This is a genomic window from Pseudoalteromonas sp. XI10 (assembly GCF_001469895.1).
Classification (GTDB): domain Bacteria; phylum Pseudomonadota; class Gammaproteobacteria; order Enterobacterales; family Alteromonadaceae; genus Pseudoalteromonas.
Window position 1 is genome coordinate 191176 of record NZ_LOPY01000040.1, and the last position, 26384, is coordinate 217559.

The following is a 26384-nucleotide window of genomic DNA, read 5'->3' on the forward strand; positions in this document are numbered from 1 at the left end:
TCTCTCTAGTGATGAGGCATGCTATCTACAAGTTTAGCTTTCGCCATTCTCGCTCTCGCTTCTAAACGTGAGCTAAAGAATACTCCAGATAGTGCCGCAACCATTCCAGCCATTGTTGGGATTGTTGCCATTGAAATACCTGATGCCATTAAACGTGCGTTACCAGTACCTTGAGTAGCCATGGTTTCGAAAACCGCGATCATACCCGTTACAGTACCTAATAAGCCGATTAAAGGACAAACAGCTACTAATGTCTTAATCAACAACATACGCTGATCTAATTTTTCAGACGCTTCAGAAATCCATGCTTCACGGATTCTGTGTGCGTACCAAGACGTAGTGTCTTGGCGGGCATCCCACTTAGCTACGATGTTCTTCGTCATACGAGGAAACTCAGCTAGTAGGAACCAATAGCGCTCAATCATTAAAACCCACATAAGAAAGAGTGCTATCGCGACCACGTATAATACCTGGCCGCCTGTGCCAACAAAATCCCTGATAGATTCCCAGATCTCCATCAGGACTAGCATTAGGCTTTCTCCTTCTCCGCGTGAGCAGCAATGATACCTGCGCTTTGCTCATCAAGGACATGTAAAACCGACTTACTACGACCCGCAACAATTGAGTGAAGTAGAATAAGTGGTAGAGCTGCAATTAGACCTAACGCTGTAGTAACAAGTGCTAGAGAGATATTACCAGCCATGATCTTCGGATCACCTGTACCGAACAATGTGATTGTTTGGAACGTTAGGATCATACCGATTACCGTACCTAGTAGACCTAGTAATGGAGCGATTGCTGCCAAGATCTTGATGATGTTGATACCAGCTTCGATGCGAGGCGTTTCACGTAGAATTGCTTCGTCAAGTTTAAGCTCAAGGTTTTCAACGTCTTGATTCTTGTTGTCAGCGTAAACCTTAAGAATACGACCCAGTGGGTTGTTTGTATTCGGAGTAGAAAGGTTCTTAAGCTGGCTCTTAATCTTAGTGCTAGTAAGCGCAAGATCAATAAAGCGAACGATGAAGATTAGTAAACCAACAGCTAGTAATAGCGTGATGATGTAACCTACTTCAGCACCTTGCTCATAGTATTCCATTAGTGATTTTTTCTGCGTGTTGATACGTAAAATCGCGCCACGAGTAGGGTCGATAAATACGCCTGTGTAGTTATCTGCAGAAGTGTTTTGTAAATCACTGATACCAGAAAGGATGTAGCTATCAGGTTGTTTACCTAGTGGTTGAATCGCTTTAGTTTCTGGAGAGTAGATTAAATAACCGTCGTCAGTTACTAAGTTGAAGTTACCGATACGAGTTACTTTCTTCACAGAAGATGAACCGTCAAGACCTGCAACTTCAGTTTCGAAAGTTGAAACTTTAGCTGACTCTGTCATTTCAGTTTGAAGTGCAATCCAAAGTTCTTCTAATTCACGAACAGTTGGAAGCTCTTTTGCGGCAGCTAGTGAGCGAAGTACTTCAGCACGTCCAGGCTTTTCAGCAGATACTAATGATGCTTCGATTGTACCGATTGCATCAGCTGCAGAACGACGAACAACACCGAACATTTCGCCTAATGTACCTTGTGCATTAAGAAGCTCTTGCTCTTTTTCTGCTAGAGTATTTTCGTTTTGCGCATACTCTTTAGATAAACGGTCACCACGTGCTTTTTCAGCAGCTAGGTCACTTTTTGCTTTGTTAAGTAACGCTTGCTTGTCAGCACGAGCTGAAAGGAACTCTTGTTCACGTTGCTTGTTTAATTTACCTTCAGAGATACGTTCTTGCTTAACTTGCTCAAGAATTTTGTCTAAAGCACCAGTATTTGCATGTGCATTAAGCGCGGTACCTGCAGAAACAGATAGTACTGCTGCAACAGCAAAACCTTTAAATAGTTTCTTCATTATTGATTACTCCGCGCCAAAAATTGGTAGTTTAACAAGTTCTAATGTCGCTTGTTTACGTGCCATACGAATAACTTCTTTAACAGGTTTTAGGTATTCTTCACCTAATTCTTTCCACTGTTTAGTGTTGTTATCCCAAACCCACGCGTGCTTAAGGTCAAATGACTGAGCTACGTAAGTGATACGACCTAAACGACCGAAGTCAACGTTGATGCTCTTGCCATCAATTTCAAGAGTACCTTGAGAAGCTGTTACAGCTGAGCTGTATGCTGCTTCTACAGTATATGCTTCTAGAACTTGGCGGAATTTTTCAGATGTAGTAACTGAAGCTGACGCCATGATGTCACGAAGTCTTTCAACACGTCCAAGACGAGTCTCTAGATTGAACGGAACGTCCGCTTTGATGAATTGCTCAAGCGTATCGATCATGCGATACATCAAAGGCACAACGTTTTGTTTCGTGTTATCGATAGTTGCGATTTGACGGTCAAACGATTCGATTGAAGCATTTTGGTCAGCGACCAAACGTGCTACGTGATCGTTATAAACCTTCATTAGCTCAGTTTCGTCAACAATGCTACGGTACTCAGCGATTAGCTCTTGAGTTTGACCATATACATTGTCAATTTTAGTTTGAGACTTAACAGCAGCCTTTTGAATTTGTTGACCTGCATTTTGCACATCTTTCAAAGGATCTGCAATCACATTGCTGCTTGCAAATGCAAAAGCGCCAACCAACGCTGATGCTACAAGACTCTTTCTGATTTTAACAGACATAGTTCCCAACCAATTAAGTAATGTTACTTTTATAATTTAATTACCCCCCGAAGAGGACAACCCTGATATCTTTTAATAGATATCAACTTTCCAATAATGCTAAATGCATCAGAGTCTGTCAACTTGATGTTCGGCTTTCATCGGAAAAATTTGGTGACTCGTCGTTGCTATGAAAACAGCCAAAACAACAAATTAACAAAAATATAACAGAGATATTCAAGATACACTTCTATAGCCCTTTACTGGCGAACATTGCATTCATGTAAGGTTCAACCTTAAACATAAATGTAACATTTTATGAAATCTGAAAACGCTGAAGAAAAATGAAAAAAAAATTCAGTTTGTTCATCTAATAAATCTGTTTAGAAGAATTTTTATTCATCCACAAGCCATTCCTGCTCAATAAGCAGTCAAATCAGACACTAAACACAAGAATGAGGGAGTGGAGATCTCTCACCGCTATGGGTGAGAGAATCAAAATACAGCGCGGTCTTTTACTAGCTTTGCAAGTGAGATAATTGAATCAACTTCAAGCTTTTCAAATATTTTAGCTTTATATGTACTTACCGTTTTGTTGCTAATGAAGAGCTTTTCACCGATATCTTTGTTCGATAAACCTTGTAGTAAATAGTTCATTACTGCTAGTTCACGTTCAGTGAGTAACTCGTCGATGTCTTTTTCTGAAGCAATTAGATGTTCTTGCGGAAAGAAAGTATAGCCACGCAAAATCATTTCAACTGCAGAGGAGATATCTTCAAGGCTTTCGGCCTTGTTAACAAATCCTTGAGCACCTAGCTTTGCTGCAGTGCGAATAATGTGTTTGTCTTGCTTAGCAGATAAAAACAATACTTTGCCAGTAAACCCACTACTGACTGCGCGCTTATATAAACTAAAGCCATCTGAATCTTCTAACTCAATGTCTAAAATTGCCAGCGCTACATTATTACTTTTTAAAAACTGCAATGCTTCCTTTTGACTTCCAACAGCTTGTACTTCGTTAACTAGTGTAGACTTAGCGAGTACCATTTTAATTGCTGTTGCCACCATCGGGTGGTCGTCTACCAAAAGTATATTGTTTCCTATGCTCATCGATTAGCAAACCTTCATTATATTTCATCAAACAAGTATAAGTTACTCAGCATTTATTCCACATGTGGATAATTTAAGTTTAGCGGGTTATTTCTAGATTGGTGAAAAATAACTATAAACTTTTTTAGCTGCTCACTTTCGAGTTCGATCAAAACTACAAACTAAACATAACGGGTGATGTCATGTTAAATAAATCCTATCGGTACAGCATATAATACTTTAGTTATGGAGAGTAGCTTTTAGGGCATAGAATGCGAAGTTCTAGCTTATTGGCTGATTAATTTAGTCTTAAACAATGCCTTTGGAGGAATATAATTTCGGTACAGTTTATGACTATTTATAGAGAATTAAAACTTGGGGTTTGGCAGGAGATAAAAATGAATTTTTGGTGAAACAGAAACTGTTTCACCAAAATGCTTAGGTTCGCATAATTAATTATGCTACTTCTACGTTCTCAGCTTCAGGGCCTTTTTGACCTTGTTTGATGCCGAAAGATACTTGCTGACCTTCGCTTAGAGTGCGGAAGCCTGTACCTGTGATAGCGCTGAAGTGTACGAATACATCAGGGCCATTTTCTTGTTCAATAAAACCGAAGCCTTTAGCTTCGTTGAAGAACTTAACTTTACCAGTAACCGTGTTTGACATACCAAATTTTCCTGTAAGTCAATTATTAAAATTCAGCCATAATGGCTCTATCCTCCCTGAGTGAATGCCCAAAAAACTTGGGGTAAAGTACAGGAAGAACCAATAACCAAACCGGTAACCGTACAGCCGCACATTATCCGTAAATTCAATACGCAAAAACTCAAAGCAATTTAAGACTAACACATTAAATTGCTTTTAGCTCTATTAATCGAAAATAATTTTAAGGTCAACTGCCTAAACAAAAATATATGACAGTACTATTTATAAACAATTAATTATCAATGAAAAAAGCCCATCAAATAGATGGGCTTTTAATTCTCAATTTATAGCTTGCTAAAACTTACTTAACTTGCCAATCCATTTGCGCCTCTGCTTTGATTGGCACTACTTCTGAATCGCCTAGTTTATAGCTTGCTGGCACTGTCCAGCTCTCTTTTACCAATGTAATGGTATCTTGGTTTCGAGGCATACCGTAAAAGTCAGGGCCAAAGTGGCTCGCGAAACCTTCTAGCTTTTCTAAAGCACCTGCTTCTTCAAACGCTTCAGCATAAAGCTCAATAGCTGCGTGAGCAGTATAAGCCCCTGCACAACCACAGGCCGCTTCTTTTTTGTCTTTGTAATGTGGTGCAGAATCAGTACCTAAGAAGAACTTTTTGCTACCGCTTGTTGCAGCACCAATTAGCGCTTGCTGGTGAATGTTACGCTTTAAAATAGGTAAGCAGTAATAATGCGGGCGAATACCACCTGCTAGCATATGATTACGGTTATAAAGAAGGTGATGAGCAGTAATTGTTGCAGCAACATTTTCTGGTGCATTATTAACAAACTCTACTGCATCTTTTGTGGTGATGTGCTCAAGCACAATTTTAAGACTCGGGAAGTCATTTACCACGTCCGCTAGAATTGTTTCTAGGAATACCTTCTCACGGTCAAAAATATCAATTGATGAATCGGTTACCTCACCATGCACTAACAGTAACATCCCTACTTCTTGCATTGCCTCAAGTACCGGGTAAATATTTTTGATTGAGGTTACACCCGAATCTGAGTTGGTAGTCGCACCAGCTGGGTACAACTTAGCAGCAACAATTTTACCTGTAGCTTTAGCTTTTTTGATTTCTTCTGGTGTAGTTTTGTCTGTTAGGTAAAGTACCATTAATGGTTCAAAGTTACCTTGTGGACCCGCAGCTTTAATTCGCTCATAGTAAGATAACGCAGTGTCTGTGCAGGTTGCCGGTGGAACAAGGTTCGGCATGATGATCGCGCGACCCATGTAACGGCTAGCATCACGAACGGTATCAACGAGTTGCTCGCCATCACGTAAATGAATGTGCCAATCATCAGGGCGTGTAATTGTTAGAGTTTGCATCGAATTTAAATCTGACATTGCTTGTTTCCACGGCTAAAGTTAGGGGGATAGCGTAAACATTGAGCAAATAACCTCGCTTATTTACCCAAGTTCATATTCAGGTGCCTAGTTTACACCAGTTCCAGTTTTTTTTGAAAATAACTTTGTGGATAGTTTGATAGTAGGTTAACGTAATAAATTAATACAACATTTCGGTTACCTTTTATTCTATGCCTAAGAGTTTAGACGCTGCTTTTGCACTTGAGGTCAAAACAGACCAACTACATATTATTAATCAGTTCTCATCATCTGTGATGCAATTAGACACAGTTGAAGAATTGTTAGAGTATGTCACGTCAGAAGTGGTAAGCCGCCTAGGTTTTATAGAGTGTGTTATTTATCTAGCCGATGATAAAACTCGCACCCTCAAAGAAATGGCGTCTATTGGCACGGCAAGCAGCCACGATACTTACCATATCGATCGTACAGAAATCAGCTTTGATCAAGGTATTACTGGATATGTCGCTAGCACTGGTAAACCGTTAATGATTGGCGATGTCAGTCAAGATCCGCGTTACATAGCAGATTCTCGCCCTGCTCTTTCTGAGCTTTGCGTACCATTAGTTTATAAAGAAAAAGTACTGGGTGTTATTGACTGTGAGCACCCGCAAAAAGATTACTACAACGATGCCCATTTAGAGATTTTATCAACTGTGGCACATCTATTAAGCGCCAAGATAAATCAGGTTCGCACCGTAGAAGACTTACAACAAACTGTGATGCAGTTAAACGATGCACAAAAACTAGAACGCTCTATGCTGCAAATAGCCAATCTAACCTATCAATCGAGCGAGCTAGATAGTTTCTTTGAATCTTTACACAGTATTATCACCTCTTTACTTAGAGCAGATAACTTCTTCATTGGCCTGTATGATAAGCAGCTTGATGTGCTTGATTTGGTTTACATTATCGAAGAAGGCGTGCGTTCTAACGCTCATAAAAAAATATCAAAAGAACAATTAAAAGATACTGCATCTTATTACTTATTAAATATCGACCAATCCTTACTTTTTACGAAAGAAGAATTTCAACAGCACATTGATGCGGGTCATTTTAAAATGGTTGGTCGCCAGGCCGAGTCTTGGCTTGGTGTGCCATTTAAAGTCAATGAGCGCATTAGTGGTGTTATCGCCGTACAAAGTTACAGTAAAAGTTATCATTACAACGAGCATGACCGCGCCTTGCTAACATATGTAAGCCGCCAAATTAGTATGGCAATAGACCGTCAATTATCAAGGCAAGAGCTTGAGCACCGCGCTCTTCACGACGAATTAACTGGCCTTGCTAATCGCTCGTTATTAATTGAGCGTATTAAACATGCAATCCTTCGCCTTGCAAGATCTGATAAGCACAATCAACATGCCCTGCTCTACCTAGATTTTGACCGCTTTAAGAGTATCAATGACTCATTAGGTCACGAGGTTGGCGACCACTTTTTGGTAAAAATCTGTGAGTTGATCTTAGGTACAATCCGCAATACCGATACCTTTGCCCGTTTAGGGGGTGATGAGTTTGCTATTCTTATGGAAAACATCACTGATAAACAACAAATTAATGACGCCCTAGAACGCATTCAACAGGTTCTCGCTGAACCTCTCAATATTGACGGCCACCTTTTACAAGCATCTACCAGTATCGGTGTTGCGTTTTGTGAGAGTAGTAACGATAAAGCTTATAAACTACTACAGCATGCTGATGCTGCAATGTACGAAGCTAAGTCATCTGGCCGTGGAAAAGTTAAGTTTTTCAACAATACCATGCGTAAAAAGCTTAAAAATCATGCGGATATAGAAAATGATTTACAACATGGTATTGAGCATGACGATTTTGAGCTCTACTACCAGCCAATTTTTACCATTCAAGATGCACAGGTTGTTGGCTTTGAGGCGCTTGTGCGTTGGCACCACCCAAGTAAAGGCTTTGTCTCGCCAAATGACTTTATTCCCGTTGCAGAAGACACCGGCCAGATTATTAATCTAGACTTACATTTGCTTGAGCTTGCTGCAAAGCAAATCGCAAAGTGGACAAGTGAAGGAAAAGCATTTGGCCGCATTACTGTGAATGTGTCATCGCGTCATTTTGCGAGCCTCGATTTTGTAGCTCAAATACACTCCTTATACAAACAATATAAATTGCCACTTGGCTCACTATGCTTAGAGATCACAGAATCTGGCCTTATTGGTAATTTAGAGCTGGCTACAAAAATTATAAAAGGCCTTGAGCCTCTTGAAGTAAAACTTTGTTTAGATGATTTTGGTACTGGCTACTCTGCGCTTGGTTATTTACATCAATTACCGATTCACATAATGAAAATTGATAAAAGTTTCATTGACCACTTAAACAAAGCGCATAACCCCTTAGTTGATGCCATTTTATCATTAGCACAATCGTTAAAACTCGATGTCGTTGCTGAAGGGATTGAAACAGAAAAACAATTGGCAATCTTAAAACAAACTCAATGTAAGTTTGGTCAAGGCTTCTTAAAGGCGAAACCCATGCCAGCCAGTGAAGCAGAGAAAGTCATTACTCAAGGCCTATAATGTATACGCTAATATAAAAAAGCCTTACAAATGCAAGGCTTTTTTATTAATATTTTACAATAAGTTACAGCTCCCCGGGTGCAAAGTTATCAACGGCTATCGCTTTTTTCCGTAGTTCATTGGCTTGATTCATGCGCTCTGCTACCGTCTCATTAATTAAGTTTTTCTCTGCCGCTGCGGTAATTGCGCCCTCAAGTTCAAGATTTTTCGCAATAGTGCCTTCTTTTTGCCATTTACGAAGCTGCTTAAAATCCTCATGGGTATCAATCATGGCTAAAAAGGCATTTTCCATGACACCAGTCCCTGCATTTTCATCGACATAACAAAGGTGGGTTAATCTGTCTCTAAAGACCCCTGGTTTGCTCATGTGCTCACACATTGTTTGGGCTAATTCATCGCTCGGACGGTGGTAATGATTACCTAGTGGGAACACAATACGTTTTAGTAAAAAATTAACCACAGGATTAGAGAAGTTTTTAAAGAAGCCGTCAAATGCCTGACCAATGCAGAATAACGAATGCTCAACGGCATATTGCACAAATGGTAGGTCAGCTTGCTGACGCCCTTCATCTTCGTAGCGTTTCAATACACATGAAGCAAGATACAAATGGCTAAGCACATCACCTAAACGCGCCGAAATCATCTCTTTGCGTTTTAACTCACCGCCTAATACGAGCATCGCAACGTCAGTACAAAATGCTAAACCACGGCTCATGCGGCTTAACTGTTTATAGTAAACAGTGGTTGCACCACAAACAGGGGCTTTAGCAAAGTAGCTGCGAGTTAAGCCGTGTACAAACGCCATACCAGCATTGCTGCCAGCAAATAAAATATGTTGCAACAGTAATGAGTCAAATTCTTTTAAGGCAACATCATGGTCTTCCATTGCAGCTGCTTCCATTTCTTTTAAAACAAACGGATGACAGCGAGTGGCACCTTGACCAAAGATCATCAGGTTACGAGTCAGAATGTTTGCACCTTCAACAGTAATCGATACCGGGATCCCCATATAGCCATGGGCTAAATAGTTATTCGGACCAACTTGAATACCTTTACCCGAATGAATGTCCATAGCGTCATTCATTACTGTACGGCCCATTTCAGTCATATGATACTTAGCTATAGCGGTAACCACAGACGGGCTCAATTTTAAGTCAATCGCCCCTGCGGTCATTAGCCTTGCTGATTCTAAGGTGTAAGTTAATCCACCAATGCGAGCAAGAGCCTCTTGAACACCTTCAAATTGACCGATCGAAACACCAAATTGTTGGCGTACCGTTGCATAGGCTGATGTCATTCTTGAAGCCAAATGGCCAGTTGCTGTACTAAGCGCCGGTAACGAAATACCTCGACCTGCACTTAAACATTCAACTAACATGCGCCAGCCTCGACCAGCGCCCTTTTCGCCACCGATGATCCAATCAAGTGGAATAAACACATCTTTACCGTATGTTGTGCCATTCATAAATGCCATGTTTAACGGGTAATGACGCTCACCTGTTTGTACACCTTCATGATCAGTTGGAATAAGCGCACACGTAATACCAAGCTCTTTTTTATCACCTAATAAGCCCTCAGGATCGTACATTTTAAATGCAAGACCCAGCACTGTGGCAATTGGCGCAAGGGTGATATAACGTTTTGACCAGTTAAGTTTTAAACCAATCACTTCTTCACCGTTATGCATGCCCTTACAAACCACCCCTGTATCAGGAATACTGCCTGCATCAGACCCAGCCTCAGGACCCGTTAATGCAAAACAAGGCACATCATCACCCTTAGCCAGGCTTGGCAACCAACGCTCTTGTTGCTCGGTAGTACCATAATGAAGGAGTAATTCACCCGGGCCTAAGCTATTGGGTACCATTACGGTGACCGCAGCAGTTAAGCTCTTAGTGGCGATTTTCGAAACAATGGTTGAATTTGCAATCGCCGAAAACTCGCGACCACCAAATTTTTCAGGAATGATTAACGCAAAAAAACCTTCTTTTTTTAGGTAGTCCCACACTTCTTTTGGTAGGTCTTTATCTTTTTGCACGATTTGATAATCATCAAGCATGGCTAACAAGGTTTCGACCTGCTCGCCCATAAATGCGCGTTCTTTTTCGCTAAGTTCAGGTTTAGGAAAACGATGCAGTTTTTGCCAATCAGGGTTACCACTGAATAATTCACCATCCCACCAAACATCACCCGCTTCCATAGCTTCACGTTCTGTTTGCGATAACGGCGGCAAAACTTTTTTAAACATACTAAACGTAGGTCGTGTGACAAGATTGATGCGAATGTCTTTCACAGCAAAAATTACAATCACAGCAACCAGTAACAGAATGATTACGGTCGTCATTGTGCAATCCTTTTATTTTAATTAACTGCTTCAAGTATGACTGATCGTGCCATAAATACAACGTAAGCAGCTCTTACTTAGGTTGTTTTCAACTAGGCAGTTTGTTGTTTACTAAGACACTGCTATTATGCATGGGCAATAAATAACAATAAACTTCTAGGGAACGTTATGAAAAAGACTCCATTTAAGCTCAGCATCAGCGCGCTTATGGTCACAAGTGCACTTGCACTTACAGGCTGTAATGATGACGCTGCGAGCAATAAAACAACGACTGCTGAAGTCAAAACAAGCCAAGTAACCGCACAAGATGCCGATAAATTTATCGCCGCTACTGAAAAAGAATTAAGCGCGCTTTATTTAGAAGCAAGCCGTGCTGAGTGGATTTATGCCAACTTCATTACCCATGATACTGCTGAACTATCTGCTGAAGTAAATCGCAAGATGACCGAAGCCGTTGTTCGCCTTGCTAATGAAGCTGCAAAATTCGATAGTTTAGAGCTTGATTACGATGCGCGTCGTAAACTCGATAAACTTAAACTAGCGCTTACCTTACCTGCACCACAAGATGCTGAAAAAACAGCTAAGCTCTCACAGCTAGTAGCTGAGCTAGGGGGTATTTATGGCAAAGGTAAATACTGTAAAGAAGATGGTAGCTGTTTAAGCCTTGGCGATATGACTGCCAAAATGGCAACGAGCCGTGATTACAATGAATTGCTTGATTTATGGCAAGGTTGGCGTCAAGTTTCAAAACCTATGCGCCCGCTTTATGAGCAACAAGTTGCACTCACCAATGAAGGTGCAAAAGAGCTAGGTTATGCAGATACAGGTGCTATGTGGCGTAGTAAATACGACATGCCAGCCGATGATTTTGCAAAAGAACTCGACCGTATTTGGGGCCAAGTTAAACCGCTTTATGATTCATTACATTGTCATGTTCGTGCCAAGCTAGGTGAAAAATATGGCGAAGATAAAGTACCACAAGACCAGCCTATCCCTGCACATCTTTTAGGTAATATGTGGGCACAAACGTGGGGTAACATTTACGATGTTGTTGCACCAGAAAATGCCGATCCTGGTTATGACGTAACAGAACTATTAGCTGAGCACGATTACGACGAACTTAAAATGGTACGTGGCGCTGAGAAGTTCTTCACCTCAATGGGTTTTGCGCCATTGCCAGATACCTTCTATGAGCGCTCACTATTCACTAAACCACAAGATCGTGACGTACAGTGCCATGCGTCAGCTTGGAATATTGATAGCAAAGACGACCTACGTATTAAGATGTGTATTCAACGCACAGGTGAAGAATTCTCTGTTATTCACCATGAGTTAGGCCATAACTTCTATCAACGCGCGTACAACACGCAGCCTATTTATTATCAAGAAAGTGCGAACGATGGTTTCCACGAAGCGATTGGTGACACCATTGCTCTTTCTGTAACGCCGGGTTATTTAAAAGAAATTGGTTTATTAGACGAAGTACCTGATGAATCAAAAGATATTGGCCTATTAATGAAAATGGCATTAGACAAAGTAGCATTTATTCCATTTGGTTTATTAGTAGACCAATGGCGCTGGAAAGTTTTCTCAGGTGAAGTAACGCCAGAGAACTACAACAAAGCGTGGTGGGAATTACGTGAAAAATACCAAGGTGTACAAGCGCCTATCGCACGTAGCGAAGCAGACTTTGATCCAGGCGCCAAGTATCACGTACCAGGTAACACGCCTTACACACGTTATTTCTTAGCGCATATTTTACAATTCGACTTCCACAGAAGTTTATGTGAAATTGCTGGTAACGAAGAAGCGATTCACCGCTGTTCAGTTTACAACTCTGCTGAGGCGGGTGAAAAACTAAATGCAATGTTAGAAATGGGCTCAAGCCGCCCATGGCAAGAAGCTCTTGCGACGATCACTGGTAAAGAAGAAATGGATGCAACAGCAATCTTAGATTACTTTGCACCGCTACAAAAATACCTTGATGAGCAAAATGAAGGCCGCCAGTGCGGTTGGTAATATAAAAACGAAAAAGCCCGCATAATGCGGGCTTTTTTATGTCATCAAATTAATGATTAAAACTGTAAGCTTACGTTTGCAAAGTATGCATCGTAATCTGAGTCATCCCAGTTGTTTGCATAACCTGCTTTTAAGCCAATATTTTTGTTAAAGAAGTGCTGTGCACCAAAGCTGTAGTCATCTTCTTTGTTAAACGTTACAAATGCTGACGTTGCTTTAGAGAAGTAGTAGTTAGAACCTAGTTCCCAAGAGCTACCGCTATCGTCTGTATCAGAGATTGTACCTTCAATTGTTAGGTAGTTACCTTGTTGAAGATCCATGAAGTATTTTGCATTTACTGCACGGTAATCAAACTCATCGTCAGCTGTGAATGTGAAACCTAAGTAATCAGTGCTGTTAAGCTGGTGATTATATTTAAGGTCGAACATTACAGTGTTATCACCGTCTTCTACGTCGATAAATGTCGCTTTAAGAAGAAGGTTAGGATTAAAGAAGTAACCTGCAGACACATTGAATAAATCAGTATCTGAACCGTAATCGTAGTTGCTGTAACCCGCACCAAATACAAAATCTTGTACGAAGTATTCACCACCGATGTTAGTTACATCACCAAAGTCATCATCTGCGTACGAACCAAACACGTTGGTTGTTCTGTTGATGTATTCAAACTGGTCGTATGGACCCATTGTTTTCTTTGGCGCGAAGTAATACGTTGAATCAACACTTACTGTGTCGTTGCCATCGGTGTCCATGTACCCTAAATGGCTGATTGATTGGTAACTATCCGCAGCAGTCGCGGCAGTTGACAGAAGTATACTCGAAATAATAACTGCTAACTTTTTCATAAACAGATTTCCCTATTAACATTGTTTCATTGCTGTTGAAAACTAGCCTGATGGCTAAGTTGGGCACATGCTAACGTGAGAAAACTGAATGGAAACTTAACTAAGCATTTGTTTTTACTTGATTAATTGTAATAAAGTGTCGGCAAATGTAAAGAAAAAGTTGGCCGAAACTTGCGTCTCTAAGCCAACTTATAGTGAAAAAATAAAGCTTGTCAGTGCCTTATAAAGCAAACTCGCTTATAATTCTATAAACCTCATTAATGTTATCTCCTGCTTTAAAGTCTTTGCTGATTGGCGTTGGATCTGAACCAACCCAAATTTTTAGTTCAGCATCAAGGTCAAAATGCCCTGCACTTTCTTTACTAAACTTAGTAATTTTTGAGTAAGCAATACTCAGCATTTCAACTTTAGAACCAGTAACACCTTGTTTATCAATAATAATTAATCTTTTATTGGTAAAGATGAACATATCACGAATGACTTTATAGGCTTTTTGTACTGTTTCACCATCAATCAGGGTATTAGCAAGCAGCTCTTCTAAATCATCGTTATCGACTTCACTTGCGTTACCCATTAATCCGCTTAATAGACCCATAGTTAGCTCTCCTTATGAAAAATTTGGTTTTCGAGTGTGTGACCATTTACCAGTTGACGATACTGCCAACCTTGTTGATAACAAAAGTGTAGAAGATTGATATCAAAAGGCTCAGCGGTTTTTTCAAACTCGATCACATATTCTTTTGCTTGGCTCATATAAACATGATGTACATGGGCAAGGCCAGCAAGCTTTGCTTCTACATCATCATATTGTTGATTTAACTGCAGCGTAATAAAGTGTTTATTATCCTGCGTGCTAGAACGGGCTTGATGCTCACTTAACACCCCTTTATCGAGGTGTAAAACCCCAGAGCATAATCGCTCAAGCTCAGTTAAGTCATGGGAGCTTAAAATAAATGTTGCTTCGTTACTTAAAGAACTTACCAGCTCCCTTACCTCACGAGCATGAATTGGATCAAGGCCTGCAGTTGCTTCATCAAGCATCACTATTTCAGGTGAACCAATTAATGCCTGTGCAATCGTCACTCGCTTACGCATACCATGAGAAAGGTCATCCGGTCGCTGCTTAGCCACTTCTGACAAACCAACGAGCTCTAAAACACGAGCCGTTTCTTTTTTACGAACCGCACCACTGAGCCCTTGTAATTGACCATAAAAGTTAAGTTGATGCGCAATACTAAAACGAGGATCAAGCTGGGCATCTTGCGGTAACGCGGTTAGCTTACCAAATAACGCCGCGCTGCCTGGGGTATGCCCCATTACCGATAGCTTTCCTGAGCTTGGTAATATATAGCCACATAACAAACTGAATAACGTTGTTTTACCTGCACCATTAGGACCAACTAGCGCTACCGGTGCCCCTTTGTTTATCTCAAAGCTAACGTTATCGAGCGCTCGTTTAGCCCCGTAGTTTTTTGACAAGCCTTGTGCTTGAATTAAAACGGTCATAATGAGCTCCTCGCAAAAATTCGTTCACCAGCAACCAGTAGCACTGCCGTTTGTAAAAGTGGTAAACCTAGAGCCAATGTGACACCTGCACGCTGACCTGCCATTAAATCAAGTTGATAGCCCGGAAATATGTAATTTAAAACCTCAAATGCAGGCCATTGCCATGTTAGTAAGCCAATCAAAATATTACCGCCAGCAAAGAACAAAATAGCCAATACAAATGCAAGACGCGATGAACGGGCAAATGTATTCAAAAAGCTCATCAAAGCAATAAATGGCATAACCGCAACAAGCAAATAAAATAACAACATAAAGCTTCGCGATAAGCCAGAAAGCAGCAAACTTGGCTCACGATAGCCAAGCATTGCAACCGTTGCCATCAAGGTAACAAACAACAATGCTGCTAAAATGAGTAGCTGCCCTAAAAAGCGGCCAATGATAATTTCTGAACGAGTGGCTCTAAGTGATAAAAAGCGTAACGTACCTCGTTGTCTGTCGCCCACTGTTTGGTCACTACATAGAAACAAACAAAAGCTTGGGAAACTAAATAGAGCAATCAGCCAATAAACGGCAAGTTCAGATTCAGGCCAATCAAGTAATTTACTGATGCCAATGGCGCCAAATGCTTGCCTTGCAAAGTCGGCAAAATCAGGTGAGCTAATCAAGGTCACAGATTGGGCAATGGGATAGCGTAAAATAAGTAGCCAACAAATGGCAAAAGCGGCAACCGCCAACAAACCACGTTTGGTCAGAAATAGTCGTACCAGCTCAAATTGGGCAATTTGTGCAAGACGTTTAGGATGTAACTGCGTCACTCATAATCCTTAATGAATTTTATTATTAGAATTACACTAAGTTGAAACAGCTTGAATTACCAGAAAAAAAAGACCCGACAAGCGGGTCTTATGTAACAAAGTATAAACTTTTAACCTAGAGGTGGCTTTCATACACTGCAAGCGCTTGGTCAAGGTCGGCTAGTAAATCAGCCACATCTTCAAGACCAATGTGTAGCCTTATTACCGGGCCTTGCGACCAACCTGTTTCAGAGCGTAGCCCTTTCATACTCAGGTTTGCCGTGACCAAGCTCTCATAGCCGCCCCAAGAAAAGCCCATTTTAAAATGGTGCAGGCTATCTAAAAACGCATCAATCGCTTGTTGATTACCCTGCTTCATTACAAAAGAAAACAAGCCGTTGCTGCCATCAAAGTCCCGTTTAAAGAACTCATGACCCGGGCACGTTGCAAAAGCAGGATGGCGAATATGATCAACTAATGGGTGTGTTTCAAGCCATTTAGCTACTTCGATGGCGGCTTGTTCATGCTGTTTTAAACGCACAGCCATAGTACGCAGACCACGTAGCGCTAAATAAGCATCATCAGCAGAGGTACATTGACCAAGTAGGTATGAATTTTCTCTAAGGGTTGGCCAATACCTTTTATTGGCAACCGCCACCCCCATCATCACATCTGAGTGACCAACTATATATTTTGTCGCTGCTTGAATACTAATATCTACACCATGCTCAAGCGGTCTAAAATGCAGACCATTCCCCCAGGTGTTATCTAGCATGGTCATTACACCGCGCTCATTTGCCTTTGCAACCATGGCTGGCACATCTTGCACTTCCATAGTGATTGAGCCAGGTGATTCTAAAAACAATACGCGAGTGTTATCTTTAATAAGCTCACTAATCCCTGCACCAATTCCCGGCGGGTAATAAGTTGTTTCAATTCCTAATCCAGCCAGTATTTTGTCGCAAAAATCACGGGTCGGCTCGTAAGCGGTATCCACCATTAAAATATGATCGCCCGTTTTCACAAACGAGAGTAGCGCATTGCTTATTGCAGCCGCACCTGATGGATATAGCGCACAGCCTTCGCCGCCTTCTAGTTCTGCAATTGCTTCTTGAAGAGCAAAGTGTGTCGTCGTACCGCGGCGGCCATAAAATAACGTTTTGTCGCCTCGTTTCTTCGCCGCTGCTTTTAAATCAGCCACTGAATCGAATACTACCGTTGATGCACGTTGCACCACAGGGTTCACAACCCCTTGTGTGTACGCTTTTTTACGCCCTGCAGAGACGATTTGGGTATTTTTATTTGTCTTTGTCATAATTTGTCCAAGCTGTGCTTTACAGGTTGCGCCAGTGCTCAACCAAAAATCGAGAAATAGAATCTTGTCGGGTTAGTTTAAGATGACTGCCCTGCTCATGCCATTGGCCGAATTCATTAAGTTCAGCACGGCTAAACCATCTTGCATCGTCTAACTCGTCTTTATCTACCTGAATATCTTCTGAAACTGCTGTGGCCATAAAGCCAAACATAATTGATGATGGAAATGGCCAAGGCTGTGAAGCGATATATTGAATATCTGTCACCGCAACACCGGCTTCTTCCATGACTTCGCGGGCAACGGCCTGCTCTAGTGTTTCACCTGGGTCTACAAAACCGGCAAGAGTTGAAAAAACACCTTCAGGCCAGCTTGCTTGACGACCTAACAAGCAGCGCTCAACCCCATCTGAAAAGGTTTTAGTAACTATCATAATCACCGCAGGATCGGTTCGCGGAAAGGTCTGATGCTGGCAAGTTTGGTTCTCACATAAACGTGAATGCCCAGCTTCAACCATATTATTTTCATGACCACAACGACCACAAAACCGGTGCGTTGCGTGCCAAAAACACAAGCCCCTTGCCAGTGCGGCAATCGAACCTTGTTTTAGCTCAACTTGTGGGCCTAACTTGCGAATATCAACAAATTCAGCGCCATTGAGCATAGGCTCAATGAGTGAGTCTGGAACATGGCTGACATCTAAAGCAAAATGAGCCACATCATGGTCGTCTAAACCCAATAAAATGCCTTTTGATAAATCGAGATGATCCACTTGAGATAAGCGTAAATAACACACTTCAGGACTGTCTTTAACAAATAAACTTTGATTGTTATTGACCAATAACCAGCGACTCTGAGAATTCATTTGAGCCTTTAACCACTTTGGATCTTTACGACGATTTGATGCACGATCCAATGGCATTTGAGAGTAATTCAGCATGGCATTCCTTGAAAATAGTTTACTCGCTAAAACTACCATAAGCGGATGATAAACCCAATTTATTACAGGCATAAAAAAAGCCCAAACTGGGCTTTTTTATTCTCTCTCACAATTTTACAAGGTCGCTAGGTGCGCTTGTAGTTTTTGGTTCTCAGCTTCAATATGCTGATAGAACTCTAAATCTTCTAATTTACTTGCAGCAGCTTTATCAATGATGATCACCGCATCTTTATGAAGTTGCAGTGCTGAAGCTGGGCATTTAGCCATTAACGGGCCTTCTACCATGGCGTGAACGGCATCCGCTTTACTTGCACCGGTTGCTAAAAGCACTACTTTTTTGGCTTCTAAAATAGTGCCAATACCCATAGTGATTGATAAATGCGGTTGATACTCACCCTCAGCAAAAAATCGTGCATTGTCTTCAATTGTCGCTTTGGTCAGTGTTTTAACACGGGTGCGTGATGTCAAACCTGATGAAGGTTCGTTAAAGCCAATGTGACCATTACGGCCAATACCAAGTAGTTGTATGTCAACACCACCAGCTGCTGTGATTTTTTGCTCATATTCATTACAAGCAACAAGCGGGTTTACTGCATCACCCGGCGGTACATGGGTGTTTTGTTTATCGATATCAACATGGTTAAATAGCTGTTCATTCATAAAGTAGCGATAACTTTGTGGATGCTCGCCAGTTAAACCTAAGTATTCATCTAAGTTAAATGTTGTCGCTTGGCTAAACGAAATATCGCCAGCTTTATTTTTTTCGATCAGTTGTTGATACAAAGCAACAGGTGTTGACCCTGTGGCAAGACCAAGTACCGAGGCTGGTTTTTTTAGTAATTGTTTCGCAAAGATGTTGGCACCATACGCTGCAACTTGGGCTGCATCATCAAGAATCACTATTTGCATATCGATTAGCTCTAATTATAAGTTGGAAAAAAATGGGACCTAAAACCCAACCCCACGTGCAATCGAGCTGGGTTTTAGATCAAACCACTGCCAGGATACGATGCAGTAGCTATAACCATTATGACAACGCTGTCATTATCACTTCTAGCTTTATCTTTGTAAAGTAAAAGTGAATAAAAAATTACTCTTTTTGCTAGTGTCTAATAATTATCAAACACTAACAAAGATCTTACGGCGATACATCCAATGTAATACCAGCATTTGTACTGCTAATAACGCAATCACCGCCATCAGGGGTTGCCATGCCTCTGGCACAGCTCGAACCACCCCACCAAATACGCTTTGGCTGACATAGCCCCAATTCACAAGACTTGACGCTAAATAAATAATAATCGAGTTTGCACCTATGATCACAAAAGGATACGCGGCGCGTTGCCCTGGCAGAATATCCACCAGTGCATAAAAAACGGCGAGCAATATGGCACTCCAGCCAACGGTTACAAGCACAAATGAGCTAGTCCAAAGCTCTTTATTTACTGGGAACTGTAAATCCCATAACCAACCTAAACACACACTTACCACACCTGCGGCGAACAATAAGGCGGTCATTTTCCACTCGCCAATTTGCTGAGCACGAGCCACTAATTGACCGGCAAACACACCCATTAATGCATTAACTATCGCTGGGATATTCGACAACACACCTTCTGGGTCTACCACACGGTTTTGATAACTAATCCCCGGCAGTAAGTGTGCATCAAACCATGCATTCCAACTTCCTGCTGCTGAAAGGTCGCCAGCACTGCCACCCGGCACTGGAACAAAACAAAGTAGTAGCCAATAACCTACTAAAATAGCTGCTGCGGTAATAATTTGTGTTCGTAAACTGGTATGCCAGACCAACATTGCACAGAAGAACCACGCAATAGCGATGCGGCCAAGAACACTGGCATAGCGAATTTCATCCAACGCCATTGGCATCCCTGTGCCCCAGCCGTGGTTATACAAAATACCTAATAAACACAATAATAAAAGACGTTTACCCGCCTTGCGGTAATACACTTTGCGCTCATCAAACGGTAAATGGTCAATGCGTTTCGGGGCTAACCCCATCGCCACACCCGATAAAAATATAAATAATGGGAAAATCAGATCGTAAAATGTGAAGCCATGCCAAACGCTGTGCACGGTGTGTGCTTCAAAAACTTTCCAGCCAGTCCAGCCAGTTAAAACGAAGAGCGCTGCGAATAGTGACTGTCCGCCTAATATCCAAAACATATCCATGCCGCGCAGTGCATCCAGCGATGCCAAACGTTTTCTTGTTGGTTGTGTTGTTGTCATTGTATTACCTTAAATAGAAAAAGCCCCGCGATACAACGGCGGGGTTTTTACCAGGGAAGCTTGTTATAGCGCTTTTCCAGCAATAAAGGTGGCTTGTACATTTTGCTGTGCGTCTAACACCACAAAGTCAGCGTCAAACCCGCTCAGTAAGCGACCTTTTTTATGTAAACCTAAATATTGTGCAGGATAAAGTGATGCCATACGTAAGCTCTCAGCAAGGCTAACATCCAATGTGTTCACTGTGTTGCGCACCGCACTTGCCATATCAAGTACGCTGCCTGCTAATTCACCGGTCGTTGAATTTAATCGGTCGCCAGTACGAATAACCTTACGGCCATCAAAGAAATCAAACTCCATATCGTCAGTCCCTACAGGTGGCATTGCATCTGTGACTAACATAATTTTTCCGCGCTGTTTGCTGCGAATTGCTAATTTTGCTGATGATGGATGTACATGGTGACCATCAACAATTAAGCCGCACCAGCTGTTATCATCCCAAAGTGCAGCACCCACAACACCCGGCTCTCGTGATGTAAATGCTGACATGGCATTAAATAAGTGGGTAAAACCATCAGCCCCTGCAGCAAGTGCTGCATTGGTGGTCGCAAAGTCTGCATTTGTGTGGCCAATTGATACTTTTACACCACACTCAACCAAGCGCGCGATATCATCAGCACTGACATTTTCAGGCGCTAAGGTTACCATTTTAATGCCTAAGTCTTGGCGGGCATAAATCGCAAATTCTTGCTCTGTAATAGGTCGAATAAATTGCTCGCTGTGGGTGCCTTTTTTCCCTAATGAAAGGTGCGGCCCTTCAAAGTGCACACCCATTACGCCAGGAACACCTTCAGCAATTGCTTGTGCAGTGGCATCGGCCGCTTTTGCCATGACTTCCACTTTGTCGGTAATCAGCGTTGGCATAATCGCTGTTGAACCAAACTGACCATGTGCTTTGGCTATTCTATCTAAGCAATCTGGTGTTTGTTCAGCGTTAAAAAACGCTCCGCCACCGCCATTCACTTGTACATCAATAAAACCGGGTGCCACTAAACCCGTTAATGCAACGGCATTAGCATCTGCTTCAACAAACTTAAACACACCATTGTCGACGCTAAAATATACGTCAGATAAAAATTCGTCACCGGTAAACAATGAACTTGCATGATAAATCGTCATTACAAACTTACCTCTTGGTTTTGTTCCAGCACAGATTGCTGAGCAAAATACACAGCGCCCATTTCCGGTGGTTGAATAGGAGATTCAACGCGTTTGGCAATATCTTCTGCAAGCCACTTATTTAATGGCTCAGCTAAGCCACCAATCATAGATAAGCGTGGCGGGTTATTCTCTAATAAACGCTGAGCTAATTTACTTACGTAATCAGCACCCTCTTTAACAATCGAAACCGCAACTTTGTCATTGTTATTGGCTGCTTCAAATACATAGCGGGCTAATTTGGCAAAACTACTCGAAGGCTGACCAGACATTTTCTCAACAATCGCCATCGCATTGTCAGCTGCAAAATGCTCGGTGATCACTTTAGTCAGATTTGTTGATTCGCCTAGGCCATCAAGGTCTAGTAATGTCGCTTTTATTGCTTCAAGACCCATCCAGGCACCACTGCCTTTATCGCCTAGAGCAAAGCCATGACCGCCAAAGTTAGTTGTGCGACCATTTACACAAGAAAAACCACAAGAGCCAGTGCCTGTGATGATCACCGCACCATCACTCCCTTCGTGGGCGCCGATACAGGCTGTATGTAAGTCAGTGGTGAGGAACATTTGTTTAAATGGATGCTCCCATTCCATAATCTTTTCGTACAAGCTTGGTAGGTTTACGCCTGCTAAACCTAAGCCTGCATAAAGCTGATGAACGGTTTCAAGCGGTAAACCCGCATCACGAAGTGCTAATTGTGTTGAAACCATAATTGATTCGAGAGTACGTTCCAAACCATGTAATGGATTTGCAGGACCACCTAGGCCAGTTCCTAATACACCTTGTTTAACAGAGTAGATAGTTGCTCGACATTTCGTTCCGCCACCATCGATACCAATAAACAATTGGTCCTCATTCACACTCTTCGCCATCATTTAACGACCCCTAGCCTTCGTTTAGTTTTTGTCTAAATCGCATTATTTTTCTTATCAGAATGCGAAATCATCTCAACCTTTGTTGATTTAATGTTACACAACAAATGACAGCGTTGTCATTATATTTTTTATAAAAATTCGTATAACTTTCATATTTATTTTTAATTTATTGAATTAAAACGCTTTATTTAACAGACAAGAAAATTAGAAACCACATCAACAATGTCCCATAACACCTTTATTTATGCTTTTTTGCATAATTTAGTGCGTTGTGCGTGACTATTCCTTTATTTATCATCAAGTGTAGCTAATGTTAGCTTAGCTGAAATAATACTTTAGTTAAACATTTTATTTTTATAGGAATATTTTTTTACCTTGATAGTAGCAGTGAATCATCAATACAATGAAATTCAGCAGCAGATTGTTTTAAAATATCTGCGGTGAGGTGCTCTGCCCCATAGACATCACACGGTAGCTGATACTTATTCGCTAAGTGACCAAGTAATAATGCAAAATCACCATCACCCGAAAGTAATACCATTTTATCGAGCTGCTTGGCATGCTCTAGCATGTCAATGGTAATGCCAACATCCCAATCCCCTTTCGCACTGCCATCTTTGCGCTGAATAAAAGGTTTCAGTTTTACCTCAAAGCCAATTGCGCGCAGAATATTTTGAAACTGCGATTGCTTTTCATCCCCACGATATATTGCATACGCAATGGCGCAATCAATTTGGTAGCGTTCGCTCATTTGTGCCCAAAAGGCATTGTAGTCAAAATTTTTCTTGTAGCTTTCTCTACAGGTGTAATAAATGTTTTGTACATCTACAAAGATACCGACTCTTGGCTTATCAACTGCTGACATAACTTTTCTGTTTTTAGTGATTTGTGTTCACTGTAGCATATCTAGGTTGATATTTACGAAAAAGTAACCTAAATTGGTTACATAAAACAAAGTAACCAAATTTGGTTACTTATCGCGATGTAACTAAATTAAGTTACTTAATCTAAGGGATCATAATGATTGCGGTGATCAGTGGTGATTTAATTAAATCACAAAAAATTCCACAACAAGAATACGATGCCATGCTTTATCAGCTTGATCAAAGCTTACGCTTTGTTGCTAAGCGCTTTAACGCAAGCTTTACCATTTACCGTGGCGATGCATTGCAAGTACAGCTAACAGAGCCTGAGCTGGTATGTCATGCTGCCATCTTGTTGTATTTGCAAATGAAGGCAGCCAATTATGAGCTGCGACAAAGCTTGGCTATTGGCTCACTCGACAACCCACGCGCCGATATAAAAACAGCCACAGGCAGTGCTTATACCTTATCTGGCCGTGGTTTAGATAACATTGGCCAGCAACGCTTAGTGTTAAATATTGAAAATAACGTCCTTGAAGAAGGCTTTGTGCTTAATATTGCGCTTGTCGAAGTCCTGCTAGAAAAAATGAGTCAAAAGCAGGCTAATGCCCTGTTTTATTATTTAACCGCCGAGAACAACAGCCATGCAGAGCTTGCCAAAGAGCTTAATACTAGCCGGGAGAATGTCACTAAGTTACTCAACCTAGCCCATTATCAGCTTATCGAGCGCTTTATAAATTACAGCCAAACCACACTCAAAGGATTGTTATGACCAGTTTTGCTCTACTACTCACCGCGTTAGTACTGGGTCACTTACTTGCTGACTTTTATTGGCAGCCAATGAGCTGGGTACACGATAGAAACAACCGTCACTTTCGTGCTAGTAAGCTCTATCTGCATGTATTAACACACGGCGTGACCTCTTTAGCCGTGCTCACACTGTGGGAATACACATACGGCTGGCAAGAGTTCTCTCGTGTATTGATAGCAACTGGTGCGATTATGCTAAGCCACTATGTCATTGACTTGGCAAAGTCATACTCAAATAAAGGCGTAGTGCCGTTTTTACTCGACCAATTGGCACATCTTGTTGTGATTGTAATGCTGAGCGTTTGGCTTAGTGATAAAAATGAATTTTATAGCTTAGCGTGGCAAAAGCTGATTGCCCTCGATACCTTGTTTGTTATTGCAGCTTATTTATTAGTACTTAACCCAAGCTCTGTGTTTATTCGCATGATGCTGGAGAAAATCAATATTCAGATAAACAATGAAGGCAGTATTCCTGCTGCAGGGCATTTTATAGGCTTGCTCGAGCGAGTGTTAATGTTGAGCTTTATTTTGCTAGGTGAATACGGCGGCGTGGGCTTTCTACTGGCGGCCAAGTCTATCTTTCGATTTGGTGATTTAAAAGAAAGTAGCGAAAAACAACTCACTGAATATGTCATGCTGGGCACTTTGTTAAGTGTCACCGTAACACTCTTTATTGGTGTCGCCACCTTATATTGCATTAAACTCGTTTAATCGCTTAGAAAAACAAAAACGCGCAATTGCGCGTTTTTTTTATTTTTACTGTTATTAACTATCCGCAGCGGGTTTACGTCTTGGGCGAGATGGCCCAGATACACGCTGGCGATTACCCGCAGGTTTATTACCTGCTGGTTTAGTGTTATTTGATTTATTCCCGTTGTTTGCACCTTTTTGGTTTTGGCCTTGCTCTTTACCCTTACCCTGCCACTTACCTTGTGAAGGACGCTTTTGCGATTTAGGTTTTGGCTTTTGTGCAGGTTTTGCTGCACCTTGAGCTGGTGCTTTTGGTTTTTTCGGTTTCTTTGGCTTTTTCGGCTTGATTGGACGCGTATCTAGTGGCTTTTCAGCAACCGGTTTGCTTGGCTCAAAACCTGCTTCAGTCGCACGCGGAATAAGCTCACCAATAAAGCGCTCAATACCATACAAATCGTCGGCATCATCTGCAGTTACAAACGAAATAGCATGGCCTGATGCACCCGCTCGACCTGTACGGCCAATACGGTGTACGTAATCTTCATAAATATTCGGTAGATCGTAGTTAACAACGTGAGGTAACTCAACAATATCAAGACCACGGGCAACAATATCGGTTGCCACTAATACACGTACTTCACCTGATTTAAAGCCTTCGAGTGCCTTAACGCGAGCGCCTTGCGATTTATTACCGTGAATGGCAGCACCCACAATATCATCGCGTTCAAGCTGCTTAACTAAACGGTTTGCACCATGCTTGGTACGGCAAAATACTAATACTTGTTGCCAATCATTGGTACGGATCAAGTGGCTAAGTAATGCTGTTTTACGTGATTTATCTACCGCATAAACAGATTGAGCAACCGTTTTAGCTGTGGTGTTTTTTGCCGCAACTGAAATTTCAACGGGGTCGTTAATGAGCCCTTTTGCAAGTTCACGAATTTCATCTGAGAAAGTCGCTGAGAACATCAGGTTTTGACGTTTAGCAGGCAATTTAGCAATGATACGTTTGATGTCATGAATAAAGCCCATATCAAGCATACGGTCGGCTTCATCAAGGATCAGCACTTCTAAATCATCAAACTTAACAGCGTTTTGATTGTGTAGGTCTAATAAACGACCAGGTGTGGCAACTAAAATATCAACACCTTTACGAAGGCGCATCATTTGCGGATTAATTTTAACGCCGCCATAAACAACAAATGAGCTAACATTTGAATGCTTAGCGTATTGCTCAACATTTTCGCTTACTTGTAAAGTCAGCTCACGGGTTGGTGCCAATACTAATGCACGTACTTTGTTGCCACCCGCTTTAGGGCCTTTTGACAAACGCTCAATTAACGGCAGCGTAAAACCTGCTGTTTTACCTGTGCCAGTTTGCGCTGCGGCCATAACATCGCGGCCTTCAATGATCGCAGGGATAGCTTGTGATTGAATAGGCGTTGGTGCTTCATAGCCCTTTTCTAAAACTGCATTTACTAAAGCTGGTGATAAACCTAACCCATCAAAACTCATACTATCTCTCTTTAAAAAATTCAGCCGATACGGCGAAGTGCGCGCATTATACC

23 protein-coding genes are annotated in these 26384 nt (G+C 41.6%); 4 read left to right on the plus strand and 19 right to left on the minus strand.

What is annotated here, in order from left to right; all coding sequences use genetic code 11:
• Positions 1 to 5 precede the first annotated feature (5 nt).
• The 6 genes from AUR67_RS10585 to pyrC form a co-directional block, all read right to left on the minus strand.
• On the minus strand, positions 6 to 530 hold the full coding sequence (locus AUR67_RS10585) for a MotA/TolQ/ExbB proton channel family protein (RefSeq protein ID WP_058585248.1): 525 nt from the start codon (positions 528 to 530) through the stop codon (positions 6 to 8).
• Positions 530 to 1894, minus strand: a complete 1365-nt coding sequence (locus AUR67_RS10590) for a MotA/TolQ/ExbB proton channel family protein (RefSeq protein ID WP_058585249.1) — start codon at positions 1892 to 1894, stop codon at positions 530 to 532. Before AUR67_RS10590 ends, AUR67_RS10585 begins: the two co-directional genes overlap by 1 nt.
• 6 nt (positions 1895 to 1900) lie before the next feature.
• Positions 1901 to 2671, minus strand: coding sequence for a DUF3450 domain-containing protein (locus AUR67_RS10595; protein WP_058585250.1), 771 nt, complete (start codon positions 2669 to 2671; stop codon positions 1901 to 1903).
• Between the two features lie 474 nt (positions 2672 to 3145).
• Positions 3146 to 3760: a response regulator transcription factor gene (locus tag AUR67_RS10600; protein ID WP_063705929.1), complete on the minus strand. Its 615-nt coding sequence runs from the start codon at positions 3758 to 3760 to the stop codon at positions 3146 to 3148.
• Positions 3761 to 4195: 435 nt separating this feature from the next.
• Complete coding sequence (locus tag AUR67_RS10605; RefSeq protein ID WP_036967526.1) at positions 4196 to 4405, minus strand: cold-shock protein; 210 nt, start codon at positions 4403 to 4405, stop codon at positions 4196 to 4198.
• A 340-nt stretch (positions 4406 to 4745) separates the two neighbouring features.
• Entirely contained in the window at positions 4746 to 5792 is a 1047-nt protein-coding gene (gene pyrC / locus AUR67_RS10610; RefSeq protein WP_058585251.1) for a dihydroorotase, read from the minus strand.
• 191 nt (positions 5793 to 5983) lie between these two features.
• On the opposite strand from pyrC, the gene AUR67_RS10615 reads away from it, so the two are divergent.
• Complete coding sequence (locus AUR67_RS10615) at positions 5984 to 8353, plus strand: EAL domain-containing protein (protein WP_058585252.1); 2370 nt, start codon at positions 5984 to 5986, stop codon at positions 8351 to 8353.
• A gap of 64 nt (positions 8354 to 8417) precedes the next feature.
• On the opposite strand, the gene AUR67_RS10620 is transcribed toward AUR67_RS10615, so the two are convergent.
• Positions 8418 to 10697, minus strand: coding sequence for an acyl-CoA dehydrogenase (locus AUR67_RS10620; RefSeq protein WP_058585253.1), 2280 nt, complete (start codon positions 10695 to 10697; stop codon positions 8418 to 8420).
• A 168-nt stretch (positions 10698 to 10865) separates the two neighbouring features.
• On the opposite strand from AUR67_RS10620, the gene AUR67_RS10625 reads away from it, so the two are divergent.
• Complete coding sequence (locus AUR67_RS10625) at positions 10866 to 12716, plus strand: M2 family metallopeptidase (RefSeq protein ID WP_058585254.1); 1851 nt, start codon at positions 10866 to 10868, stop codon at positions 12714 to 12716.
• A gap of 56 nt (positions 12717 to 12772) precedes the next feature.
• Here AUR67_RS10625 and AUR67_RS10630 read toward each other — a convergent pair whose 3' ends face one another.
• From AUR67_RS10630 to AUR67_RS10680, 11 genes are all read right to left on the minus strand, one after another.
• A complete protein-coding gene (locus AUR67_RS10630) occupies positions 12773 to 13561 on the minus strand; it encodes a putative porin (RefSeq protein WP_058585255.1) in 789 nt (262 codons plus the stop codon).
• 220 nt (positions 13562 to 13781) lie between these two features.
• Positions 13782 to 14156: a PH domain-containing protein gene (locus AUR67_RS10635; RefSeq protein ID WP_054561750.1), complete on the minus strand. Its 375-nt coding sequence runs from the start codon at positions 14154 to 14156 to the stop codon at positions 13782 to 13784.
• Positions 14157 to 14158: 2 nt separating this feature from the next.
• Positions 14159 to 15067 (minus strand): ABC transporter ATP-binding protein, encoded by a 909-nt coding sequence (locus AUR67_RS10640; protein ID WP_058585256.1) that lies wholly within the window; start codon positions 15065 to 15067, stop codon positions 14159 to 14161.
• On the minus strand, positions 15064 to 15882 hold the full coding sequence (locus tag AUR67_RS10645; RefSeq protein ID WP_058585257.1) for an ABC transporter permease: 819 nt from the start codon (positions 15880 to 15882) through the stop codon (positions 15064 to 15066). The genes AUR67_RS10640 and AUR67_RS10645 overlap by 4 nt, the downstream gene beginning before the upstream one ends.
• 115 nt (positions 15883 to 15997) lie before the next feature.
• Positions 15998 to 17176: a cystathionine beta-lyase gene (locus AUR67_RS10650; RefSeq protein WP_058585258.1), complete on the minus strand. Its 1179-nt coding sequence runs from the start codon at positions 17174 to 17176 to the stop codon at positions 15998 to 16000.
• A gap of 19 nt (positions 17177 to 17195) precedes the next feature.
• Positions 17196 to 18113: an NAD(+) diphosphatase gene (gene nudC / locus AUR67_RS10655; protein WP_058585259.1), complete on the minus strand. Its 918-nt coding sequence runs from the start codon at positions 18111 to 18113 to the stop codon at positions 17196 to 17198.
• Between the two features lie 114 nt (positions 18114 to 18227).
• Entirely contained in the window at positions 18228 to 19022 is a 795-nt protein-coding gene (gene nagB, locus AUR67_RS10660; RefSeq protein ID WP_058585260.1) for a glucosamine-6-phosphate deaminase, read from the minus strand.
• 210 nt (positions 19023 to 19232) lie between these two features.
• Positions 19233 to 20363, minus strand: a complete 1131-nt coding sequence (nagX, locus tag AUR67_RS10665; RefSeq protein WP_054561756.1) for a transmembrane glucosamine N-acetyltransferase NagX — start codon at positions 20361 to 20363, stop codon at positions 19233 to 19235.
• Positions 20364 to 20426: 63 nt separating this feature from the next.
• Positions 20427 to 21539, minus strand: a complete 1113-nt coding sequence (nagA, locus tag AUR67_RS10670; protein ID WP_058585261.1) for an N-acetylglucosamine-6-phosphate deacetylase — start codon at positions 21537 to 21539, stop codon at positions 20427 to 20429.
• On the minus strand, positions 21539 to 22453 hold the full coding sequence (gene nagK, locus AUR67_RS10675; protein ID WP_058585262.1) for an N-acetylglucosamine kinase: 915 nt from the start codon (positions 22451 to 22453) through the stop codon (positions 21539 to 21541). The genes nagA and nagK overlap by 1 nt, the downstream gene beginning before the upstream one ends.
• 370 nt (positions 22454 to 22823) lie before the next feature.
• On the minus strand, positions 22824 to 23318 hold the full coding sequence (locus AUR67_RS10680) for an NYN domain-containing protein (protein WP_058585263.1): 495 nt from the start codon (positions 23316 to 23318) through the stop codon (positions 22824 to 22826).
• Positions 23319 to 23473: 155 nt separating this feature from the next.
• On the opposite strand from AUR67_RS10680, the gene AUR67_RS10685 reads away from it, so the two are divergent.
• Together AUR67_RS10685 and AUR67_RS10690 are read left to right on the plus strand one after the other, a co-directional pair.
• Positions 23474 to 24088, plus strand: a complete 615-nt coding sequence (locus AUR67_RS10685; RefSeq protein ID WP_058585264.1) for a hypothetical protein — start codon at positions 23474 to 23476, stop codon at positions 24086 to 24088.
• On the plus strand, positions 24085 to 24837 hold the full coding sequence (locus AUR67_RS10690) for a DUF3307 domain-containing protein (RefSeq protein ID WP_058585265.1): 753 nt from the start codon (positions 24085 to 24087) through the stop codon (positions 24835 to 24837). The genes AUR67_RS10685 and AUR67_RS10690 overlap by 4 nt, the downstream gene beginning before the upstream one ends.
• Before the next feature lie 54 nt (positions 24838 to 24891).
• On the opposite strand, the gene AUR67_RS10695 is transcribed toward AUR67_RS10690, so the two are convergent.
• On the minus strand, positions 24892 to 26331 hold the full coding sequence (locus AUR67_RS10695) for a DEAD/DEAH box helicase (protein WP_058585266.1): 1440 nt from the start codon (positions 26329 to 26331) through the stop codon (positions 24892 to 24894).
• Positions 26332 to 26384 lie beyond the last annotated feature (53 nt).

Bases quoted from the DNA above. Each gene is read 5' to 3' on its own strand.
- AUR67_RS10585 (WP_058585248.1), bottom strand. From the start codon at position 530: ATGCTAGTCCTGATGGAGATCTGGGAATCTATCAGGGATTTTGTTGGC.
- AUR67_RS10590 (WP_058585249.1), bottom strand. From the start codon at position 1,894: ATGAAGAAACTATTTAAAGGTTTTGCTGTTGCAGCAGTACTATCTGTT.
- AUR67_RS10595 (WP_058585250.1), bottom strand. From the start codon at position 2,671: ATGTCTGTTAAAATCAGAAAGAGTCTTGTAGCATCAGCGTTGGTTGGC.
- AUR67_RS10600 (WP_063705929.1), bottom strand. From the start codon at position 3,760: ATGAGCATAGGAAACAATATACTTTTGGTAGACGACCACCCGATGGTG.
- AUR67_RS10605 (WP_036967526.1), bottom strand. From the start codon at position 4,405: ATGTCAAACACGGTTACTGGTAAAGTTAAGTTCTTCAACGAAGCTAAA.
- pyrC (WP_058585251.1), bottom strand. From the start codon at position 5,792: ATGTCAGATTTAAATTCGATGCAAACTCTAACAATTACACGCCCTGAT.
- AUR67_RS10615 (WP_058585252.1), top strand. From the start codon at position 5,984: ATGCCTAAGAGTTTAGACGCTGCTTTTGCACTTGAGGTCAAAACAGAC.
- AUR67_RS10620 (WP_058585253.1), bottom strand. From the start codon at position 10,697: ATGACGACCGTAATCATTCTGTTACTGGTTGCTGTGATTGTAATTTTT.
- AUR67_RS10625 (WP_058585254.1), top strand. From the start codon at position 10,866: ATGAAAAAGACTCCATTTAAGCTCAGCATCAGCGCGCTTATGGTCACA.
- AUR67_RS10630 (WP_058585255.1), bottom strand. From the start codon at position 13,561: ATGAAAAAGTTAGCAGTTATTATTTCGAGTATACTTCTGTCAACTGCC.
- AUR67_RS10635 (WP_054561750.1), bottom strand. From the start codon at position 14,156: ATGGGTCTATTAAGCGGATTAATGGGTAACGCAAGTGAAGTCGATAAC.
- AUR67_RS10640 (WP_058585256.1), bottom strand. From the start codon at position 15,067: ATGACCGTTTTAATTCAAGCACAAGGCTTGTCAAAAAACTACGGGGCT.
- AUR67_RS10650 (WP_058585258.1), bottom strand. From the start codon at position 17,176: ATGACAAAGACAAATAAAAATACCCAAATCGTCTCTGCAGGGCGTAAA.
- nudC (WP_058585259.1), bottom strand. From the start codon at position 18,113: ATGCTGAATTACTCTCAAATGCCATTGGATCGTGCATCAAATCGTCGT.
- nagB (WP_058585260.1), bottom strand. From the start codon at position 19,022: ATGCAAATAGTGATTCTTGATGATGCAGCCCAAGTTGCAGCGTATGGT.
- nagX (WP_054561756.1), bottom strand. From the start codon at position 20,363: ATGACAACAACACAACCAACAAGAAAACGTTTGGCATCGCTGGATGCA.
- nagA (WP_058585261.1), bottom strand. From the start codon at position 21,539: ATGACGATTTATCATGCAAGTTCATTGTTTACCGGTGACGAATTTTTA.
- nagK (WP_058585262.1), bottom strand. From the start codon at position 22,453: ATGATGGCGAAGAGTGTGAATGAGGACCAATTGTTTATTGGTATCGAT.
- AUR67_RS10680 (WP_058585263.1), bottom strand. From the start codon at position 23,318: ATGTCAGCAGTTGATAAGCCAAGAGTCGGTATCTTTGTAGATGTACAA.
- AUR67_RS10685 (WP_058585264.1), top strand. From the start codon at position 23,474: ATGATTGCGGTGATCAGTGGTGATTTAATTAAATCACAAAAAATTCCA.
- AUR67_RS10690 (WP_058585265.1), top strand. From the start codon at position 24,085: ATGACCAGTTTTGCTCTACTACTCACCGCGTTAGTACTGGGTCACTTA.
- AUR67_RS10695 (WP_058585266.1), bottom strand. From the start codon at position 26,331: ATGAGTTTTGATGGGTTAGGTTTATCACCAGCTTTAGTAAATGCAGTT.